The sequence below is a fragment of the Sphingomonas colocasiae genome, assembly GCF_019880585.1.
In the GTDB taxonomy this organism is placed as follows: domain Bacteria; phylum Pseudomonadota; class Alphaproteobacteria; order Sphingomonadales; family Sphingomonadaceae; genus Sphingobium_A; species Sphingobium_A colocasiae.
On the sequence record NZ_JAINVV010000008.1, the window covers coordinates 602,170 to 616,878 of the forward strand.

18 protein-coding genes are annotated in these 14,709 nt (G+C 60.5%); 13 read left to right on the forward strand and 5 right to left on the reverse strand.

The genetic code is table 11. The annotated features are described in order from the left end of the window. Positions 1–53: 53 nt before the first annotated feature. Complete coding sequence (locus K7G82_RS18415) at positions 54–1,013, forward strand: hypothetical protein (RefSeq protein WP_222991360.1); 960 nt, start codon at positions 54–56, stop codon at positions 1,011–1,013. 24 nt (positions 1,014–1,037) lie between these two features. Here the strand turns inward: K7G82_RS18415 and K7G82_RS18420 are convergent, their stop codons facing one another. After that, positions 1,038–1,346, reverse strand: a complete 309-nt coding sequence (locus tag K7G82_RS18420) for a type II toxin-antitoxin system RelE/ParE family toxin (protein WP_222991361.1) — start codon at positions 1,344–1,346, stop codon at positions 1,038–1,040. Continuing rightward, positions 1,343–1,591, reverse strand: a complete 249-nt coding sequence (locus tag K7G82_RS18425) for a type II toxin-antitoxin system ParD family antitoxin (protein WP_222991362.1) — start codon at positions 1,589–1,591, stop codon at positions 1,343–1,345. The genes K7G82_RS18420 and K7G82_RS18425 overlap by 4 nt, the downstream gene beginning before the upstream one ends. Positions 1,592–1,725: 134 nt before the next feature. Here K7G82_RS18425 and K7G82_RS18430 point away from each other — a divergent pair, with 134 nt between their 5' ends. The 4 genes from K7G82_RS18430 (at position 1,726) to K7G82_RS18445 (ending at position 5,315) form a co-directional block, all read left to right on the forward strand. Further along, positions 1,726–2,721 (forward strand): hypothetical protein, encoded by a 996-nt coding sequence (locus tag K7G82_RS18430; RefSeq protein WP_222991363.1) that lies wholly within the window; start codon positions 1,726–1,728, stop codon positions 2,719–2,721. A gap of 90 nt (positions 2,722–2,811) precedes the next feature. Then, complete coding sequence (locus tag K7G82_RS18435) at positions 2,812–3,072, forward strand: hypothetical protein (RefSeq protein ID WP_222991364.1); 261 nt, start codon at positions 2,812–2,814, stop codon at positions 3,070–3,072. Positions 3,073–3,364: 292 nt separating this feature from the next. Further along, positions 3,365–3,568 (forward strand): hypothetical protein, encoded by a 204-nt coding sequence (locus tag K7G82_RS18440; protein ID WP_222991365.1) that lies wholly within the window; start codon positions 3,365–3,367, stop codon positions 3,566–3,568. Beyond that, positions 3,561–5,315 (forward strand): recombinase family protein, encoded by a 1,755-nt coding sequence (locus K7G82_RS18445; RefSeq protein WP_222991366.1) that lies wholly within the window; start codon positions 3,561–3,563, stop codon positions 5,313–5,315. Before K7G82_RS18440 ends, K7G82_RS18445 begins: the two co-directional genes overlap by 8 nt. 427 nt (positions 5,316–5,742) lie before the next feature. On the opposite strand, the gene K7G82_RS18450 is transcribed toward K7G82_RS18445, so the two are convergent. The 3 genes from K7G82_RS18450 to K7G82_RS18460 are packed head-to-tail and all read right to left on the reverse strand — an operon-like array spanning position 5,743 to position 8,210. Then, the gene (locus K7G82_RS18450) at positions 5,743–6,492 is read right to left on the reverse strand and encodes an SDR family NAD(P)-dependent oxidoreductase (protein ID WP_222991367.1); all 750 of its coding nucleotides are present in this window, start codon (positions 6,490–6,492) and stop codon (positions 5,743–5,745) included. Positions 6,493–6,504: 12 nt separating this feature from the next. Beyond that, complete coding sequence (locus tag K7G82_RS18455) at positions 6,505–7,254, reverse strand: enoyl-CoA hydratase-related protein (protein ID WP_222991368.1); 750 nt, start codon at positions 7,252–7,254, stop codon at positions 6,505–6,507. A 2-nt stretch (positions 7,255–7,256) separates the two neighbouring features. After that, complete coding sequence (locus tag K7G82_RS18460) at positions 7,257–8,210, reverse strand: class III extradiol ring-cleavage dioxygenase family protein (protein WP_222991369.1); 954 nt, start codon at positions 8,208–8,210, stop codon at positions 7,257–7,259. Between the two features lie 232 nt (positions 8,211–8,442). On the opposite strand from K7G82_RS18460, the gene K7G82_RS18465 reads away from it, so the two are divergent. The 8 genes from K7G82_RS18465 to K7G82_RS18500 all read left to right on the forward strand — a co-directional run bounded on the left by K7G82_RS18465 (position 8,443) and on the right by K7G82_RS18500 (position 14,707). Then, complete coding sequence (locus tag K7G82_RS18465; RefSeq protein ID WP_222991370.1) at positions 8,443–8,958, forward strand: nuclear transport factor 2 family protein; 516 nt, start codon at positions 8,443–8,445, stop codon at positions 8,956–8,958. Positions 8,959–8,971: 13 nt separating this feature from the next. Next, complete coding sequence (locus K7G82_RS18470; protein ID WP_222991371.1) at positions 8,972–10,159, forward strand: FAD-dependent oxidoreductase; 1,188 nt, start codon at positions 8,972–8,974, stop codon at positions 10,157–10,159. Between the two features lie 78 nt (positions 10,160–10,237). Next, positions 10,238–10,957, forward strand: coding sequence for a TetR/AcrR family transcriptional regulator (locus tag K7G82_RS18475; RefSeq protein ID WP_222991372.1), 720 nt, complete (start codon positions 10,238–10,240; stop codon positions 10,955–10,957). 51 nt (positions 10,958–11,008) lie between these two features. After that, entirely contained in the window at positions 11,009–11,740 is a 732-nt protein-coding gene (locus K7G82_RS18480; protein WP_222991373.1) for a FadR/GntR family transcriptional regulator, read from the forward strand. A gap of 192 nt (positions 11,741–11,932) precedes the next feature. After that, positions 11,933–12,625, forward strand: coding sequence for an NUDIX hydrolase (locus K7G82_RS18485; protein ID WP_246623659.1), 693 nt, complete (start codon positions 11,933–11,935; stop codon positions 12,623–12,625). Beyond that, positions 12,622–13,323 carry a glutathione S-transferase N-terminal domain-containing protein gene (locus K7G82_RS18490; protein WP_343228606.1) on the forward strand — a complete coding sequence of 234 codons (702 nt, stop codon included), beginning with the start codon at positions 12,622–12,624 and terminating at the stop codon, positions 13,321–13,323. Before K7G82_RS18485 ends, K7G82_RS18490 begins: the two co-directional genes overlap by 4 nt. Next, the gene (locus K7G82_RS18495; protein ID WP_222991375.1) at positions 13,320–13,934 is read left to right on the forward strand and encodes a 2-hydroxychromene-2-carboxylate isomerase; all 615 of its coding nucleotides are present in this window, start codon (positions 13,320–13,322) and stop codon (positions 13,932–13,934) included. The genes K7G82_RS18490 and K7G82_RS18495 overlap by 4 nt, the downstream gene beginning before the upstream one ends. Continuing rightward, positions 13,934–14,707, forward strand: a complete 774-nt coding sequence (locus tag K7G82_RS18500; RefSeq protein WP_246623660.1) for an SDR family NAD(P)-dependent oxidoreductase — start codon at positions 13,934–13,936, stop codon at positions 14,705–14,707. The genes K7G82_RS18495 and K7G82_RS18500 overlap by 1 nt, the downstream gene beginning before the upstream one ends. Positions 14,708–14,709: the final 2 nt, after the last annotated feature.

Below are 14,709 nucleotides of genomic sequence, written 5' to 3' on the forward strand. Positions count from 1 at the left end.
CGGATCACACGCTCGCCTCTTACCAGCGACTTAGCACGATTGTAGAATGACATATGATGTCGGGTGGGAATCGATCAAAAGATCATCATTGGTGGCCAGTAGCCCTGCAAGGATACTGGGCTAATAAGCATGGCAATGTTTCGTGGATTGATCCCAATGCAGAGCGAGGCACCAAGCGTTACTACAATCGCAAGATCGGCTCCAAACGGCATGGGCACACCATGCTCAAAGGCAAAGGGGTCTGGGAGACCAACTTCGAAAGCGAATTTGACATTGACGATAAAATTCACAATATCATCGCCGCGCTTAAAGGACTCAAGCCGCTAGGGGTGTCCTTAAAAGACGCCAGACCGATCCTAAAATTGCTCCTCAAAAAAGATCGCAGCATCAAAGATGGCTGTCGCCTTTATCATCTCGATGAGAGGCTCCATAGAAATTTGCTTTTGCTCCTTCATTCTCTGCTGATCCGTAGCCCCAGCTTCCGATCGAAGTATGAGCGCTTCCCAATGCGATTTGGCTTGCCCCAGAATGAGGATATCGGGAAAGCCAACATGCATCAGAACTACCGCCTCGCGAAGCGGCTTTGCACGACGGGCTACATCTCTCTGCACTCCTTCGTGCTCCTCCATTCACCGTTCAAGAAATTTATTTGCGGCGACGGCCATCTCGACTGGCTTACGGGCGGTCTTACCGCCATGCGCATTGATGGCCGGGCCCTTATCCCGCTGACGCCCCATCTCTGCGTCTATTTTTGCACGCTGAACTCGCGGCGTTCATCAGCGCCCAATTGTGCATCGCTTCTGGCTCCGCCATGGATGGTCGATCAAGCAAACGATATCGTGCAGATATATTCCGGGAACAGGCTCTTCTTTCTCGGGAAGCCGCCGAGTTTGTCGCCTCATTTTCTGAGGGGCCAATTTCTTGAGCATGACAATCATCGCGATCCGCTGATTGAAGCGCTCGATGAAATAGCCGGTAATAACCGAGATCGCGGCTTCTTAGCGGGGTTCTAGGCGGTAAATCGGATTGACCGCCGCTTAATCCTCGTCGCTGTCGAAGTGGCGAGGAATGTCCATCGCTGAATGCGGCACACCGATGATGTCGATGCCGCCATCGCGGAGCAGATAGAAGATGACATGCGCCTCGTGCGGGTAGCTGCGATAGCCGGGCGCAACCTCATCGCGCGAGCGACCGAGCATCGGTTGCCGCGCCAGCCATTCGAAGCGGGCGTCCAGCCCGCGCAGATAGGCATCGCGTTGCTGCCGTCCCCATTCGCGGAGCGTGTAGCGGCCGATATTTTTTAGGTCTTCAAATGCGCGAGGGGTAACGCGGAACGTTGGCGTCATTCCTCACCATCCAGAGCGGCGATAACGCGATCCGCCGAATAGTCTTCGACGAAGACGCCTCGGCGCGCCTGTGTCGCGCCCTCGGACAGATGGGCGCGCAGCGCGTCGAGCCGCGCTTTCTTTTCTTCCAGCGCGCGTAACGCGTCGCGAACGACCTCGCTGACCGAGCCGTAGCGCCCGCTGCCGACTTCGTTGCGGATAAAGGTTTCCCAATGCTCGCCTAGGCTGAGACTCGTGGTTGCCATGACACCTCCTATATTCATATCTAGTATATATGAATATAACAGCAAAGTCCAGTGAGACGCAGGGACGGAGAAGGCCTTCGACGATTCTGCTAAACCCTTGTTGGGGATCGGCGCGATCCGCGATATGGGAGGATATGACGGATAAGTCGAACAACGCGGACGACGCGCAAACTGGCACGCGCCGGGCTGCGCCAGTCCGCTTCCCAAAATCACAGCAGGATACCAAGAAGCCGGACAATCGGCGGGCGCTTGCAGAGGCTGCGCCGGAGGTTCGACCAAAAAGCCCTGCGCCTTCTGTGGGCGATGGTCCCATAGCATCCAAGCTGAAACGATACGAAGGACGCACCGACGCCGCTGTGGAGGGCGCGGCGAGTGGCAAGGCCTTGGCTTTTTCCAAGTACCAGCCCGGTACCGATTCCAAACAGCCTAAAAGCCCGTTTAAGAAATTTAGATCGGCCGCTAAGGCAAAAGGTAAGAATAAGGTTGCAGGTGACTATTCTCGTACATTAAATATCAAAATATTGACTTCTAGAGATATTGATTGGGGGAGTGTCAGAAAATCCTTTGCTCAGGCGGGAGTGCCTGCCGATGCCAAATTTATAGAGAAAGAAGTCGAGAAGGGCCTTATCCATTTGCTCGAGGTCGGCATATTGCGAGACCTCTCAGGCGATGATGGCGCCGAAATGATTTCAGTATTTAGCGGTATCATAGCAGCGGCTAAAAAGGATTTCGATTCAGCCTCGAATATCGATCCCGTTTCCAAGACCCTGCTTTCCTCAAGCCCATCTCCCAAGGGCTACTATGCGGACAACAAAGAGCAATGCCCTGATCCGTTGGAATTTTTAGAGGAGGCTTATGCGGGCCGCCTTGGAATCGACGGCGATTTAACTCTCACCGCGCTAGCTCGGGCTGACGAGGAACTCGCAGATGCGCTCAAACAGCTCGCTGGCTCTGATATAGCGCGGCTGCAAGCACTTCTTCCTAGTCCGAAAATTCGAAATGACGCGAAGCTCATGCGCGCGCTAGGCTATGTTCCGAATGATCCTGCGGAGCGCCAAAAGGCACTAACGACGATATCACGTGGCGGGCGGCCGGGCAGCCGCGGCCCATACAAAAAGAAGGCGCCATAACTGGGTGAAACTTAATTAAGCTTGAAACTTAGGTAAGCTTCACATAATCCGAACGTGGATCAGCTTTTGATTCGCGTTCGGAGTACGTAGATGGCCTCTGAAAATCCCGACTTCACCGCCGCCCAAGAAGCGGGCTCAAGCGAGGGCAGAACCCAAGACTGGCGGTATTGTCTTCCCGGCCTCGACCGCAAACACGGTGGCGCAGCTCAAGCCCTTTTCTACGCGATCGGTTTTTCTGAGAGCTGCCGAGCGCGCGGGCTGACCAACTGGACGATCCGATGCAACTGCATTCCGGGGACGCGGCACTGGCCGCCGATTGACGGCTCGCCTGACGATTTCGACCGCGATTAATGCATTGCCGCGACCAGCGGCGATGTCATGCGACTGTATTCAAATGGTTATTTTCTTGTTTTAGGTTCTCGCTTCATGCCATGATCTCGTCGGCAGAGCGGGACCCAATCAGAAAAGTGTTCCGGCCATGAAGCCTCTTCCAACATCCTTACATCCATCAACATTTAGCCGTGTCGGCGGAGAAGTTCGACGGAGCGCCGTGTCGCGCATAATCCATCGACGGAAATTAGTCAGGGGCAAGAATATGATCTTGTTCTCTATTTGTTCTCATTTCTGCTATGGTCTTTGACTCATGTCCAAAGAGTTCAAAAACGTCGTAGAGTTCAACGCCTGTACTGCTTCGCAGATGCAGGCCGATGAATTGTTTTTGCCGTCCATCGTCGAGGTGGTGAAGCACCTTGCCCGCATGGCGGCGGAGCGTGATTATCAAGCGTTTTTGGACAGCTTGGAATCGTCCCGAAATCAACATGACGGATTGGAGGACAGTCATGCTTAAAGTCGCGCTATATGCTCGTTTTTCAAGCGATGCCCAGAAGGAAAGCAGTATCGACCAACAGCTGCGTTTGCTCCGCGAACGCGCGGCGAACGAGGGCTGGCAGATTGTCGCCGAATATTCGGACAAGGCGCTGTCGGGTTCCAACATGCTCCGTCCTGGCCTCAAAAATCTAGTCGAGGCGGCTCGCGCGAGGCAGTTCGATATTGTCCTGTCAGAGTCCATCGACCGCCTGAGCAGAGATCAGGGTGACATCGCGAACATGCACAAGAGGTTCCGGCATTGGCGCATTTCAATAGTCACGCTGATCGAGGGGGAAGTGAACGAGCTTCATATCGGTCTGAAAGGGACGATGAGCGCCCTCTATATCCGCGACCTCGCCCGCCGGACGCATCGCGGTTTGCAGGATCGCATTCTCAACGGCGAGAGCGCGGGCGGCCATGCCTATGGCTATGACATCGAACCGCAATTGGACTCGAAGGGCAAACGCATTGGCGGCAAGCATACGGTCAACATAAGCCAAGGCGCCATCGTAGTCCGCATCTTGGAAGAGTTTGCCAGCGGTAAGTCCGCGCCAAATATCTGCATTGATCTGAATGCCGAAGGCATACCCGGTCCTCGCGGTCGGCCTTGGTCACCATCGACGATCACGGGGAACCGCCAACGCGGAACGGGAATCCTCAACAACGAGCGATATATCGGCAAGCTCGTCTGGAACCGACAGCAATTTTCGACCGACCCCGACACGGGAAGGGGGAACGGTCGTCTGCGCGATGAATCCGAATGGATACGCGCCGACGCACCGCATCTGCGTATCGTGTCTGACGAACTATGGAGCCGGGTGAAGGAACGCCAGTTCGTGTTAGAACGCCTGCACCCACTGCGTTCGAACGGCAGGCCGAAATATCTTCTCTCATTCCTCCTCAAATGCGGGGAATGCGGCGGCGGCATGAACAAGATGTCCACAACGCATATCGGTTGCGGCGCTTCGCGGAAGAAAGGCACCTGTCAAAATCGTCTGACGGTCAGCCAAAAGCGACTTGAAGAGGCCGTGCTTGATGCGCTGAGCGAGCGACTGGTGGACCCGAGATTGTGCGATGTCTTTTGCAAGGAATATATCGCGCACATCAATCGCATTCGCGCGCAAGTCGGTGACAGGCAGGCCGAAAGGCGTACGGAACTGGATCGGATTGAGCGTGATCTACAAAAGATGATCGAAGCCATTAAGCGCGGTGTCGATGCCGACCTTCTCAAGGTTGAAATGAATGGCCTCCACGCACGCAAGCATGTGTTGCTTGCGGAGATGGACACAAAAATGAATGCGCCCGTGTTCATCCATCCGAACATGGCGAAACGCTATCATGAGGCAATCAACCAGCTCTTTGAGACTCTGAACGATCCCGAATATCGGACCATGTCGATTGAGGTGGTTCGCAGCCTAATCGAAAAGATCGTGATGACGCCAAATGCCGACCGCTCGGCATTGGTCATCGATCTGCATGGCGATCTGGCGGGCATATTACAGATTGCCGCTGGACGCCCTCCGCAAACCGAAGAGGGCGCAACAAGCCTGACGCTAGAAGAGCGGTCAGAAATTCGAGAGATTCAGCATCTTGCCAAAACGCTCATGAATCATGGTAATCTGGCACTGGCAGGGCTCGATGGCTTTATGCCGCCCCAGCCAACCGAGTCCTCGAGATTCGGTTCCAGCGCAATGAGTTGCGGCAAAATCCGACAGATCTTCAGATAGACCCGGCTAGCCTCAGCTAGACCGGGTTTGACGGCTATTCTGTCAGGATTTCTGTTATGATTTGATGCGCTCGGGAGCCGACCGGAGTCGGTTATGAGTGTGAAAAACAAGAAGGTTGTGCTGACGCCTGCGATCATCGGCGCGATAAAATCTGTCAGGATTTGGGACCTGCTGACGCCGGGCCTGGCGATCGAGGCATTCCCGAGACGCCCGATCTCGCGCTAGTCCAGATCAGGGCTGATTTCAAACAGCTGCAAAACGACCGCAACCCCTATTTTGCTGCCAAGGCTGCGTTTAGGGCCGTCGGTGTCCCGGTACAAAGCGCACAGGCCGAGACCGTCGACATGCAGCCGTCCAATCTCGCCTATATGGCGAATAATCTCGCGCTCGCATCTTATCTGCGTCCTAGCCCTCGGCACCTCTCAGCCTAGGCCATAAACGCACCGCCATTCACATCGATTGTCGCCCCGGTCATGAACGCTGCGATCTCCGATGTCAGAAAGGATACGGTTCCTGCGAACTCGGCAGGATCGCCCGTCCGGCCGACGGGAATGCCGGCCAGCGCGGAGGAGCGGATATCAGGAGCGGCTTGATCGGCCATGTCGGTGGCGAAGCGGCCGGCAGCGATCGCGTTCACGGTGATGCCGCCGTCCGCCGTAACCATCGCGAGATAGCGGGTCAGGCCCAACAACCCGGCCTTGGTCGCGCTATAGGCCGCTTCGGCTGCAGGAATCCCTGTGCGGCCGGCGCGCGAGCCAACATTGACGATACGCCCCCATCTGCCCCGGCGCATATGCGGAATGACAGCGCGGGAGAGGAGGAAAGGTGCCGTGAGGTTGACCGCGAGCACCGCATTCCATTCGTCGAGCGTCAGCTCTGCAATCGACGCCGGACGATTGCCGCGCGATGTGCCGAAGCCGGCATTGTTGACCAGGATGTCGATCCGCCCATGGCGCGCCGCGACGTTCTCGACCATCGCCTCGATCGCAACCTCATCGCTCATCTCCGCTACCATCGCTTCAGCAGACATGCCGCAGGCCTTCAGCGCGGTAGCGACCGGCTCGGTGTTGCCTGAGCGGCCCACGCAGACGACGTGATGGCCATCCGCCGCGAGCCGTTCTGCGGTCGCCCTGCCCAACCCCTTTGCCGCGCCGGTGACGATGGCGACACGCTGCATGCGCCCCTCCTGCTATGCCTTGCGACCAACATGATCGAACTGGAGATTCCCAGGCGCGGTGCCGAGATTGCGGCCGGCGGCGAACGCTCGCTCGAACTTCAGCGACTCGCCGAGCGGACGCATGCTGTTGCCATCGATCAGCGCCTTGGTGGGCGCGGCGATGCCTGGCGCGCCGCTGACGATCATGCGGGCCATCGCGCGGGCAGCTTCGAGCAGTTCAGCATCGGGCACCACGCGGTTGACCAGCCCCCAATCCGCCGCTTCGCGGGCATGCAGCGGTCGGCCGGTCAGTTCCAGCTCCTTCGCGCGATAGATGCCGATCGCCCGATGAAGCCGGGCGCTGAGTCCCCAGCCGGGGAGCAGACCGACGCGAGAATGCGTATCGACGAAGCGTGTGCTCTCCGCCGCGATGATGAGGTCGCAGGCGACGGTGATCTCGAACCCGCCGGTCGCCACCGCGCCCTGCACCGCCGCGATCACCGGGCCGCGCCAGTTGGCGATCGTCTCGGAGGGCGTGAAGCCGTCGATAGCGCCGGCCCCGCCGCTCTTGAGCATATCCACGTCCAGCCCGGCGCAGAAATTGCGGCCGCGCCCGGTAAGGATCACCACCTCGATGCCCGATTCTGCATCGAGCGCGGCCATAGCCGCGTCGAACTCGGCCAACATCTGGGGCAGGATCGCATTCATCCGCTGCGGCCGGTTGAAGGCGACGATCGCGAAGCCATCACTCCGTTCGATCTCGATAAGTTCGTAGCGGTCCATTTCTAAGGCTGCGCGATCAGGAAGGTCTTGGACGAGTTGAAGATCCAGGTGTCGACGAAACCGGTTTCATCCGCCTTTCGTCCCAATGCGTTGAGCGCGCCGGCGAGGCACATCCAGTTGAGCACTTCCTGTTGCCCGCTCTCCTCGATCGCCGCCGCGGGATAATTGCGCCAGGTCGCGTAATCGCCCGCGGCCAGCGCATCGTAAAGCAGCCGGTCGGCGGGCGTATCGGGATAGAGAAAATGGTGCTTGGCGGTCAGGAAAGCGTGTGACCAGCCCGACGAGGCAACGATCGCGACACGATAGGGCGATGCAGCGAGAATGCGGGCGGTCTCTGCGCCCATGTCGAACAGCCGCCATGGCACGGGCGCGGGCGGATCGAGATCCTCGGGCGCCAACACCTTGTCGAACTGCGGCAATCCGCCGCGCTGGCAGATGACGTGGCGCCCATAGCAATTCACCGATATCGGCAGGATCGGATAGCCGAACCCTTGCCGATCATAATCGAGATAGAAGATCGCGTTGGTAAAGGCGTGGCCCAGATTATGGTGTAGCGGCTTGTAGGAGTAAGCGGTGTCGAAGCCGGCGCTGATCAGCTCGCTGGCCAGCCAGCGCCCTTCTTTGGCAACGCCGGGGACGACGAATTCCTTGTCCTGCGGTTCACCCCAAACATTCCCTGCCGGGATGTTGAAGCGGAATTCGGGATGGGCGTTGACGCAATAGGGCGGGATCACATCCTCGGTGAAATTCTCATACTGGTCGTCTCCCCACATCAGCACGAAATCGGGTTTGAACGCATCGAGCGCAGCACGCGTGCGGCGCATCCAGTCGACCAACTGGTCGCGATGCCGTGCCGCCGCCGCCGTGCCGTCGTCGTCGGCCCACTCGGCACGCATCTCCGCCGGCCAGTTCACGGGATCGCGAAGCTGCGCCGGAAGGGCTGGATTTTGCAACATTCGTTTTAGAATGCCTGACATGCGTTCGTCTTGACCGAGAAGCGGCGGATAGTGACTGATTCCTAGAGCCAATATTTCAGCCATCGCTCAACTCTCCCGGAATATTTGCGTTTCAGAGCCGCAGCGAGTCTCGCCGGCAGTCCTCAATTGCATATTCGTATAAAACGATCGCTTTGCAAATTTTTTCGTGTCAGAACGGTCGCATTAAACCGCGAACGAAGGGAGGATCGCCATGAACCGCGACCCGGTGCTCGATGAGGCGATCGCCGCCTATGCGAGCCGCGACACCGTTTCGAATGCCCAGAGATCCGCACTCGAAACACTCGCCAAATGGCACAACGCGATCGGCGCCAAGGATCTGGAGGTGCTGCGCGGCATGATGGACGCCGGGATCGTGATCGAGCTGCCGTTCAACGAATCCGGCAAAACCGATCGCGAATCCTATCGTGTCTATTCGGGAATCGAACAATGCTGCGCATTCTGGACGTCGGCGTTCGCCGCCGAGGGCGTCATTCACGGCATTTCCGAGGTCGACTTGACCGTGGACGGCGCAGGAGCACGGATCTTCTTCGAATGCCGCGGCCACCTGACCATGGCCAACGGGCGCGACTACCGGAACCGCTATGTGATGCGGATGGACCTGTGCGACGGCCGCGTCCTGCGCTGCAAGGAATATTACAACCCGATCCAGTCGGCCTATGCATTCGGAAGACCGATCGCCGGGCAATTCATGCTCGACCGGCTTTGAACGGGATGCACCGATGAGCGTGGCGATCGTCGGCGGCGGGCCGGTCGGCCTGATGTGTGCGCTCGGACTGGCGCGTCAGGGCATCGCGGTCGATCTGTTCGAGGCCGAGGCGGATATCGTCTATTCGCCGCGCGCGATCGGCTATGCTTGGCCGATCCTGCAGGCGCTGCGCGCGCACGGCTTGCTGGACGACATGATCGCGGCAGGCAGCATCGAGCATGAACGCTGCTGGCGCGTCCTGGCGAGCAGCGAAACAATCGTGTTCGATCACAGCGCTGTAGCGGACGATACCGACACGCCCTTCTCGCTGACGCTAGGGCAGCATCTGCTGGCGCGCGTGCTGCTAAACCATCTCGAGCGCAAGCCGAGCGCCCGCATCCATTGGAACAGCCGGGTTTCGAGCGTTTCGCAATGCGGCGATCACGTGGAACTGACGATCGAGCGCGGCGACGGCGTGGAAACCATGGATGCCGCCTGGACGATCGGCACGGATGGCGGGCGCAGCACGGTTCGCAGATCGATCGGACTTCCGATGGAGGGGTTCACCTGGGACCGCCGCTTCGTCGCGACCGACATCCATTATGACTTCGCCGCGCACGGCTGGCGGTCCTGCTATCTGATCGACCCGGTCCACGGCGCGGTGGTCTATCAGTTGAATGAGCCGGGCCTGTGGCGCTTCACCTATGCCGAAGACCGCGCCCTGCCGGTGGAAGGCGCGCTCGACCGGATGCCGGCGTTCCTGCGCGCCGCGCTTCCCGGCGACGAAGCATATGCGCTTCAGAATTTCTCACCCTACAATATGCACCAGCGCACCGCGCCGCGCTACCGGCAGGGACGTGTGCTGCTGGCCGGAGATGCGGCGCATCTGACCAACCCCACCAGCGGCTTCGGTTTGATGGGCGGCCTGTATGATGCGTTTCTGCTCGTCGAAGCGCTCGGCGCGGTCGTTCGCGGCGAGATCGGCGAGGAGGTGCTCGACCGATATGCGACCGCGCGGCGGAACGTGTTTCTCGACGTCATCTCCCCGGTCTCGATCGAGAGTCTGCGGCTCTGCTTCGATTCGACGAACCCGGAGCGGCTGGCATGGGATATCGCGCAATTGCGCGAGCGCATCGCGACGCCGGCGCGAATGCGCGCGTCGCTATGGGTTCCCGCAGCGCTGGAAACGCCGTCGCTCTTGACCGGCCGAACATATGTGTAGCCTGGCGGGCTGGAACAATCGACTAACAATATCATCCTGCTACTACACTTTCCCGGCTTTTGGGATTAGCAACTCCATATGAAACAGACCCTCGATACGCGGACCAGAATCAAACTCGCCGCTCGCAAGCTGTTTGCGGAGAAAGGCGTCGAGGCGGGCACGGTCCGTGACATCGTGGCCGCGGCGGGCGCGAAGAATGGCGGGTCTCTCAATTATTATTTCGGCTCGAAGGACGGGCTCGTCGCGGAACTGGTATCCGACGTGCTGCGCGCCTCCACGGAAGGCTGGCTCAAGGCGCTCAGCGACCTGGATCGCGACGGCGGCCCCAAATCCGTCCGCGACGTCATACAGGTGATGGTGTTCGGTTCGATGGATAGCTACTTCAGCGACCCCGAACCGAACTCCGCGCGTTTCCTGGCCAGCGTGCTGTTTACCCGACGGCGCATGGTGCGCGACTTGATGCAGCGCCTTGACTACCTCGTGTTTCAACGGCTGTTAAAACATATCGCAGAATTGCGGCCCGACATTCCGGCAGAGGTCATGCGCCAACGCCTGATCTTCCTGGCCTGGTACGTGATATCGGTCCAGGCGGCGCTGGAAGCCAGCATCGCAACCGGTCGAAAGAGCCGCGAATGGAGCGAATTCGATCCATTGGTCAATCTGGTCGACACCGCCACAGGCATGATCGAGGCCCCGATTTCCGACGCCTCGCAAATCCCGGCAAGGCGCCGTAATGCCGCTATGCCCAAGCGGCGATCCGCCGCATCCGCCAAGAAGCAAGCGGCAGCCGCCGAATGACGCGCGTGCCGATCAGACCGCTCAGCGTCGCCATTTGAAGCAGGAAGCAGCATGGCCGCACGTCTTTTTGTGAATGTCTGCGCCAGCATTCGCCACGACATCAGAAACGGCAAGCTGAAGCCGGGAGACAAGCTGCCGTCTGAACGCGAACTGGCCGAAACGCTGGGCGTTGGACGCCCGGTCGTGCGGGAAGCTTTGCGATCGCTGGAAGAGGCGGGCATCCTGCAGTTCCGCCGCGGCATCACCGGCGGCGCTTTCGTGAGCAGCGGCGACACGCGCACCGTCACGCGGTCGATCACCGACCTCATCTTTCTGGGCGCGATCTCACTCGACAACATCACCGAGGCGCGCACCTGCCTGTTGCGTTTCGCCGCCGAACTGGCCGCCGAACGCGGCACGGACGCGGATTTCGATGCGCTGGAAGCCAATATCGATGAAGCCGTCGCCCGTCGGGACGAGATCGACCTGCACGAGAAAGTGCGGCTGGTTGGCTCGTTCCACGACCATCTGGGGCGTGCCGCGCACAATGAAGCGCTGGTTCTGCTGATCCACTCGGTGACCGAGGTGGTGGCGCAGATTCTGCTGAAGACCCAGCCCGAGGTTTACGATCTGGTCATCGAATCTCGCCGCCGCCTGGTCACGCACCTGCGCGCGCGGGACCGGGAGGCCGCGGCGGCGGAAGTGACCGCACATCAGGCGGAACTCCATGCCAAGGTGGTGGACCGGGCGCGCCAGCTCCACACGCTCGACCTGACGGAGACACCGACTGCCGTCTCGAGCTAACAGGGCGCTGTCAGCAAAACACCGGTTGAAACGCTTGTATAAATCTGCTTCATTTCCCGCCTGATGGCACGCCGCATGGCAGGCGGCTGCGGGAGAGGAAATGCAGCTATGATCGACACCGATCGCCCCGCGATACCCGCCGCAACACTGGTGCTGTTTCATGAAACGGATGATGGTCCGGCGCAGCATCTCATGATCGAGCGCGCGGCGCGCATGGCGTTCGCCGCAGGAGCGCTGGTGTTTCCCGGCGGCCGGATTGATGCCGAAGATCATGCACTGGCGGCGGCAGGGGATCGCACGACCGGCGGCGGCGGCGACCCAGACGAGCGTGCGGCGCGGATCGCTGCGATCCGCGAAACGGTCGAGGAAACCGGGGTTACGGTCGGCTTCGACACGATCCCCGACGCCTCGATCATCGCTGAATGGCGGCAAAGCCTGAAAGCGGGAAAGCCGTTCGCCGACCTGCTGCAGGCCGAAGGCATAACCATCGACCTCGATGCACTGGAGCCGTTCGCGCGCTGGTGTCCCAATCTGGGCGAGTATCGCCGTTTCGATACGCGGTTCTACATAGCCCGCCTACGGCACAAGCCCGAGATCGTCACAGATGCCGATGAGGCTGCCAGCCATCACTGGATCACTGCCGCAGAAGCGATCGATGCGGCTTCGGCGGGCAGCTTGCAGATCATCTTTCCCACACTGCGCAATCTGGAGCGGCTGGCGCGATGCGACCGGTATGTCGCCGCCGTCGCGCATGCGCGATCGACCCGGTCGCAGATCATATCGCCCGAGATCAGGGATGCGGACGGCGATCGCTGGCTCTGCATCCCGCAAGATGCCGGCTACCCTGTCACCCGTGTGCGCCTGTCCGAAGTCACCGGGCCGTGAGCGGCGCGGCGCCAGCGATCGACCTTCATTATGCGGAAACGCCGAACGGCTGGAAGGTCTCGATCTGCCTGGAGGAACTGGGCCTGCCCTATCGCCTGATCCGTGTGCCGCTCGATCAGCCGCGCACGCCGGAATTTCTGGCGATCAGCCCCAATGGGCGCATTCCGGCGATCGTCGATCATGATGCCGCGGAGCCTATCGCGATCTTCGAAAGCGGAGCGATTCTGCTGTATCTGGCGGAAAGGGCCAGACGACTGATCCCTGCCGACACCGTGGGCCGCAGTCATGTGATCCAATGGCTGATGTGGCAGATGGCCGGGCTGGGCCCGATGGCGGGGCAGAACGGGCATTTCCGGCTCTACGCGCCGGAGCCGGTTCCCTATGCGATCGAGCGGTACGGCAACGAGGTCCACAGGCTCTACGGCGTGCTGGACAACCAGTTGGCCCGCACCGGCGCATTCATCGCCGGCAACTATTCGATCGCCGACATCGCCTGCTTCCCCTGGATCATGACACACAAGAAACAGGGGCTTTCGCTCGACGATTTTCCTGCGTTGCAGCGCTGGTTCGCGGAGCTTCGCGCGCGGCCCCAGGTCCAGCGCGGGCTGGCTGCCGGCAAGGGGATCGACGGCATGCGCAACAACGACATGGATGCAGCGGCGCGGGCGCGGCTGTTCGGATGGAAGGCGGCGGAATGAAGCTGGAATTCTTCTTCGATTGCTCCAGCCCCTGGACCTATCTCGCCTTCGAGCGCATCCAGCCGCTGGCGGCCGAGTTCGGCGTACCGATCCTGTGGCGGCCGGTCTTGGTGGGCGGCATATTCAACGCGGTCAATCCCGGCGTGGAATTCTTCAACGCGGTCGATCGCATGCCGAAGCGCAAGATCGACTATCTGCTGAAGGACATGCAGGACTGGGCGCGAGCGACGGGCGTGGAGATCGCCTTCCCGCCGAAGGGGCACCCGGTCAACAGCGTCAAGGTTATGCGCGCTTGCCTGGTGCTTGAGCCGGAGGGCAAGCTGGTGCCGTTCGCTCGGGCCGCCTTTCGGGCCTATTTCGGCGAAGAGCGGCTGTTGTCGGACGATGCGGTGATCGCGGGACTGTGCCGCGAGGTTGGCGTCGCGCCCGAACCGCTGCTGGCCCGCATCGCCGAGCAGGACATCAAAGACGCGCTGCGCGCCAATGTGGACGAGGCGATCGCACGCGGGGCGTTCGGATCGCCAACCATCTTCCTCGACGACACCGACATGTATTTCGGCGTGGACCGGCTCCAGCTGCTGCGCCTTGCCATGAAAAGGAAAACCTCATGATGCCCGACCCTACCCTCCGCTCAGTGCGTGGCCTGCGGGCGATCGTCACCGGCGCCGCGAGCGGCATGGGCGCAGCCACAGCTCGGCTGTTCGCATCAGAGGGCGCACGGGTGGCGATGATCGACCGCGATGCCGCCGGGCTTGCCGAGGTGGCGGCAGAGATCCAAGCCGCCGACGGGATCGCCACGCCGACCACGCTCGACCTGGCCGACAGTGATGCGATCCGCCCCACCGTCACTGCCATCGCGGAAGCGCTGGGCGGTGTGGACATCGTCGTCAACAATGCCGGGATCGCCGGCTTCTGCGCGTTGGATGCGGAGGGCTATGACGATCTGTGGCAGCGGATGGTGACGATCAACCTCACCGCCGTACAATTGGTCGTGCGATCCGCCCTGCCCTGGTTGCGCCAGTCGCCCCATCCCCGCATCGTCAACATCGCTTCGACCGAGGCGCTGGGAACGACCAGGCACGATAGCGCCTATGCCACGGTGAAGGCGGGTGTGGCGGGGCTGACGCGCGCGATGGCGGTCGATTTCGGGCCGGAGGGGATCACCGCGAACTGCATCTGCCCCGGAGCGATCGACTCGCCGATGACCAAATTCGTCAGCCCCGGGGACAAGCAGGAATTCGCCCGCCGTCGCACCGCGCTGCGCCGCTATGGCCAGCCGGAGGAGGTCGCGCAGATGACGCTGAGCCTGTGCCTGCCCGCCGCCTCGTACATCACCGGCACGACCATTCCGGTCGATGGCGGGCTGGTAGCGCGTAACGCCTGAGC

Coding starts and splice junctions, on each gene's coding strand:
- K7G82_RS18415 (WP_222991360.1), top strand. CDS start 54: ATGATGTCGGGTGGGAATCGATCAAAAGATCATCATTGGTGGCCAGTA.
- K7G82_RS18420 (WP_222991361.1), bottom strand. CDS start 1,346: ATGACGCCAACGTTCCGCGTTACCCCTCGCGCATTTGAAGACCTAAAA.
- K7G82_RS18425 (WP_222991362.1), bottom strand. CDS start 1,591: ATGGCAACCACGAGTCTCAGCCTAGGCGAGCATTGGGAAACCTTTATC.
- K7G82_RS18430 (WP_222991363.1), top strand. CDS start 1,726: ATGACGGATAAGTCGAACAACGCGGACGACGCGCAAACTGGCACGCGC.
- K7G82_RS18435 (WP_222991364.1), top strand. CDS start 2,812: ATGGCCTCTGAAAATCCCGACTTCACCGCCGCCCAAGAAGCGGGCTCA.
- K7G82_RS18440 (WP_222991365.1), top strand. CDS start 3,365: ATGTCCAAAGAGTTCAAAAACGTCGTAGAGTTCAACGCCTGTACTGCT.
- K7G82_RS18445 (WP_222991366.1), top strand. CDS start 3,561: ATGCTTAAAGTCGCGCTATATGCTCGTTTTTCAAGCGATGCCCAGAAG.
- K7G82_RS18450 (WP_222991367.1), bottom strand. CDS start 6,492: ATGCAGCGTGTCGCCATCGTCACCGGCGCGGCAAAGGGGTTGGGCAGG.
- K7G82_RS18455 (WP_222991368.1), bottom strand. CDS start 7,254: ATGGACCGCTACGAACTTATCGAGATCGAACGGAGTGATGGCTTCGCG.
- K7G82_RS18460 (WP_222991369.1), bottom strand. CDS start 8,210: ATGTTGCAAAATCCAGCCCTTCCGGCGCAGCTTCGCGATCCCGTGAAC.
- K7G82_RS18465 (WP_222991370.1), top strand. CDS start 8,443: ATGAACCGCGACCCGGTGCTCGATGAGGCGATCGCCGCCTATGCGAGC.
- K7G82_RS18470 (WP_222991371.1), top strand. CDS start 8,972: ATGAGCGTGGCGATCGTCGGCGGCGGGCCGGTCGGCCTGATGTGTGCG.
- K7G82_RS18475 (WP_222991372.1), top strand. CDS start 10,238: ATGAAACAGACCCTCGATACGCGGACCAGAATCAAACTCGCCGCTCGC.
- K7G82_RS18480 (WP_222991373.1), top strand. CDS start 11,009: ATGGCCGCACGTCTTTTTGTGAATGTCTGCGCCAGCATTCGCCACGAC.
- K7G82_RS18485 (WP_246623659.1), top strand. CDS start 11,933: ATGATCGAGCGCGCGGCGCGCATGGCGTTCGCCGCAGGAGCGCTGGTG.
- K7G82_RS18495 (WP_222991375.1), top strand. CDS start 13,320: ATGAAGCTGGAATTCTTCTTCGATTGCTCCAGCCCCTGGACCTATCTC.
- K7G82_RS18500 (WP_246623660.1), top strand. CDS start 13,934: ATGCCCGACCCTACCCTCCGCTCAGTGCGTGGCCTGCGGGCGATCGTC.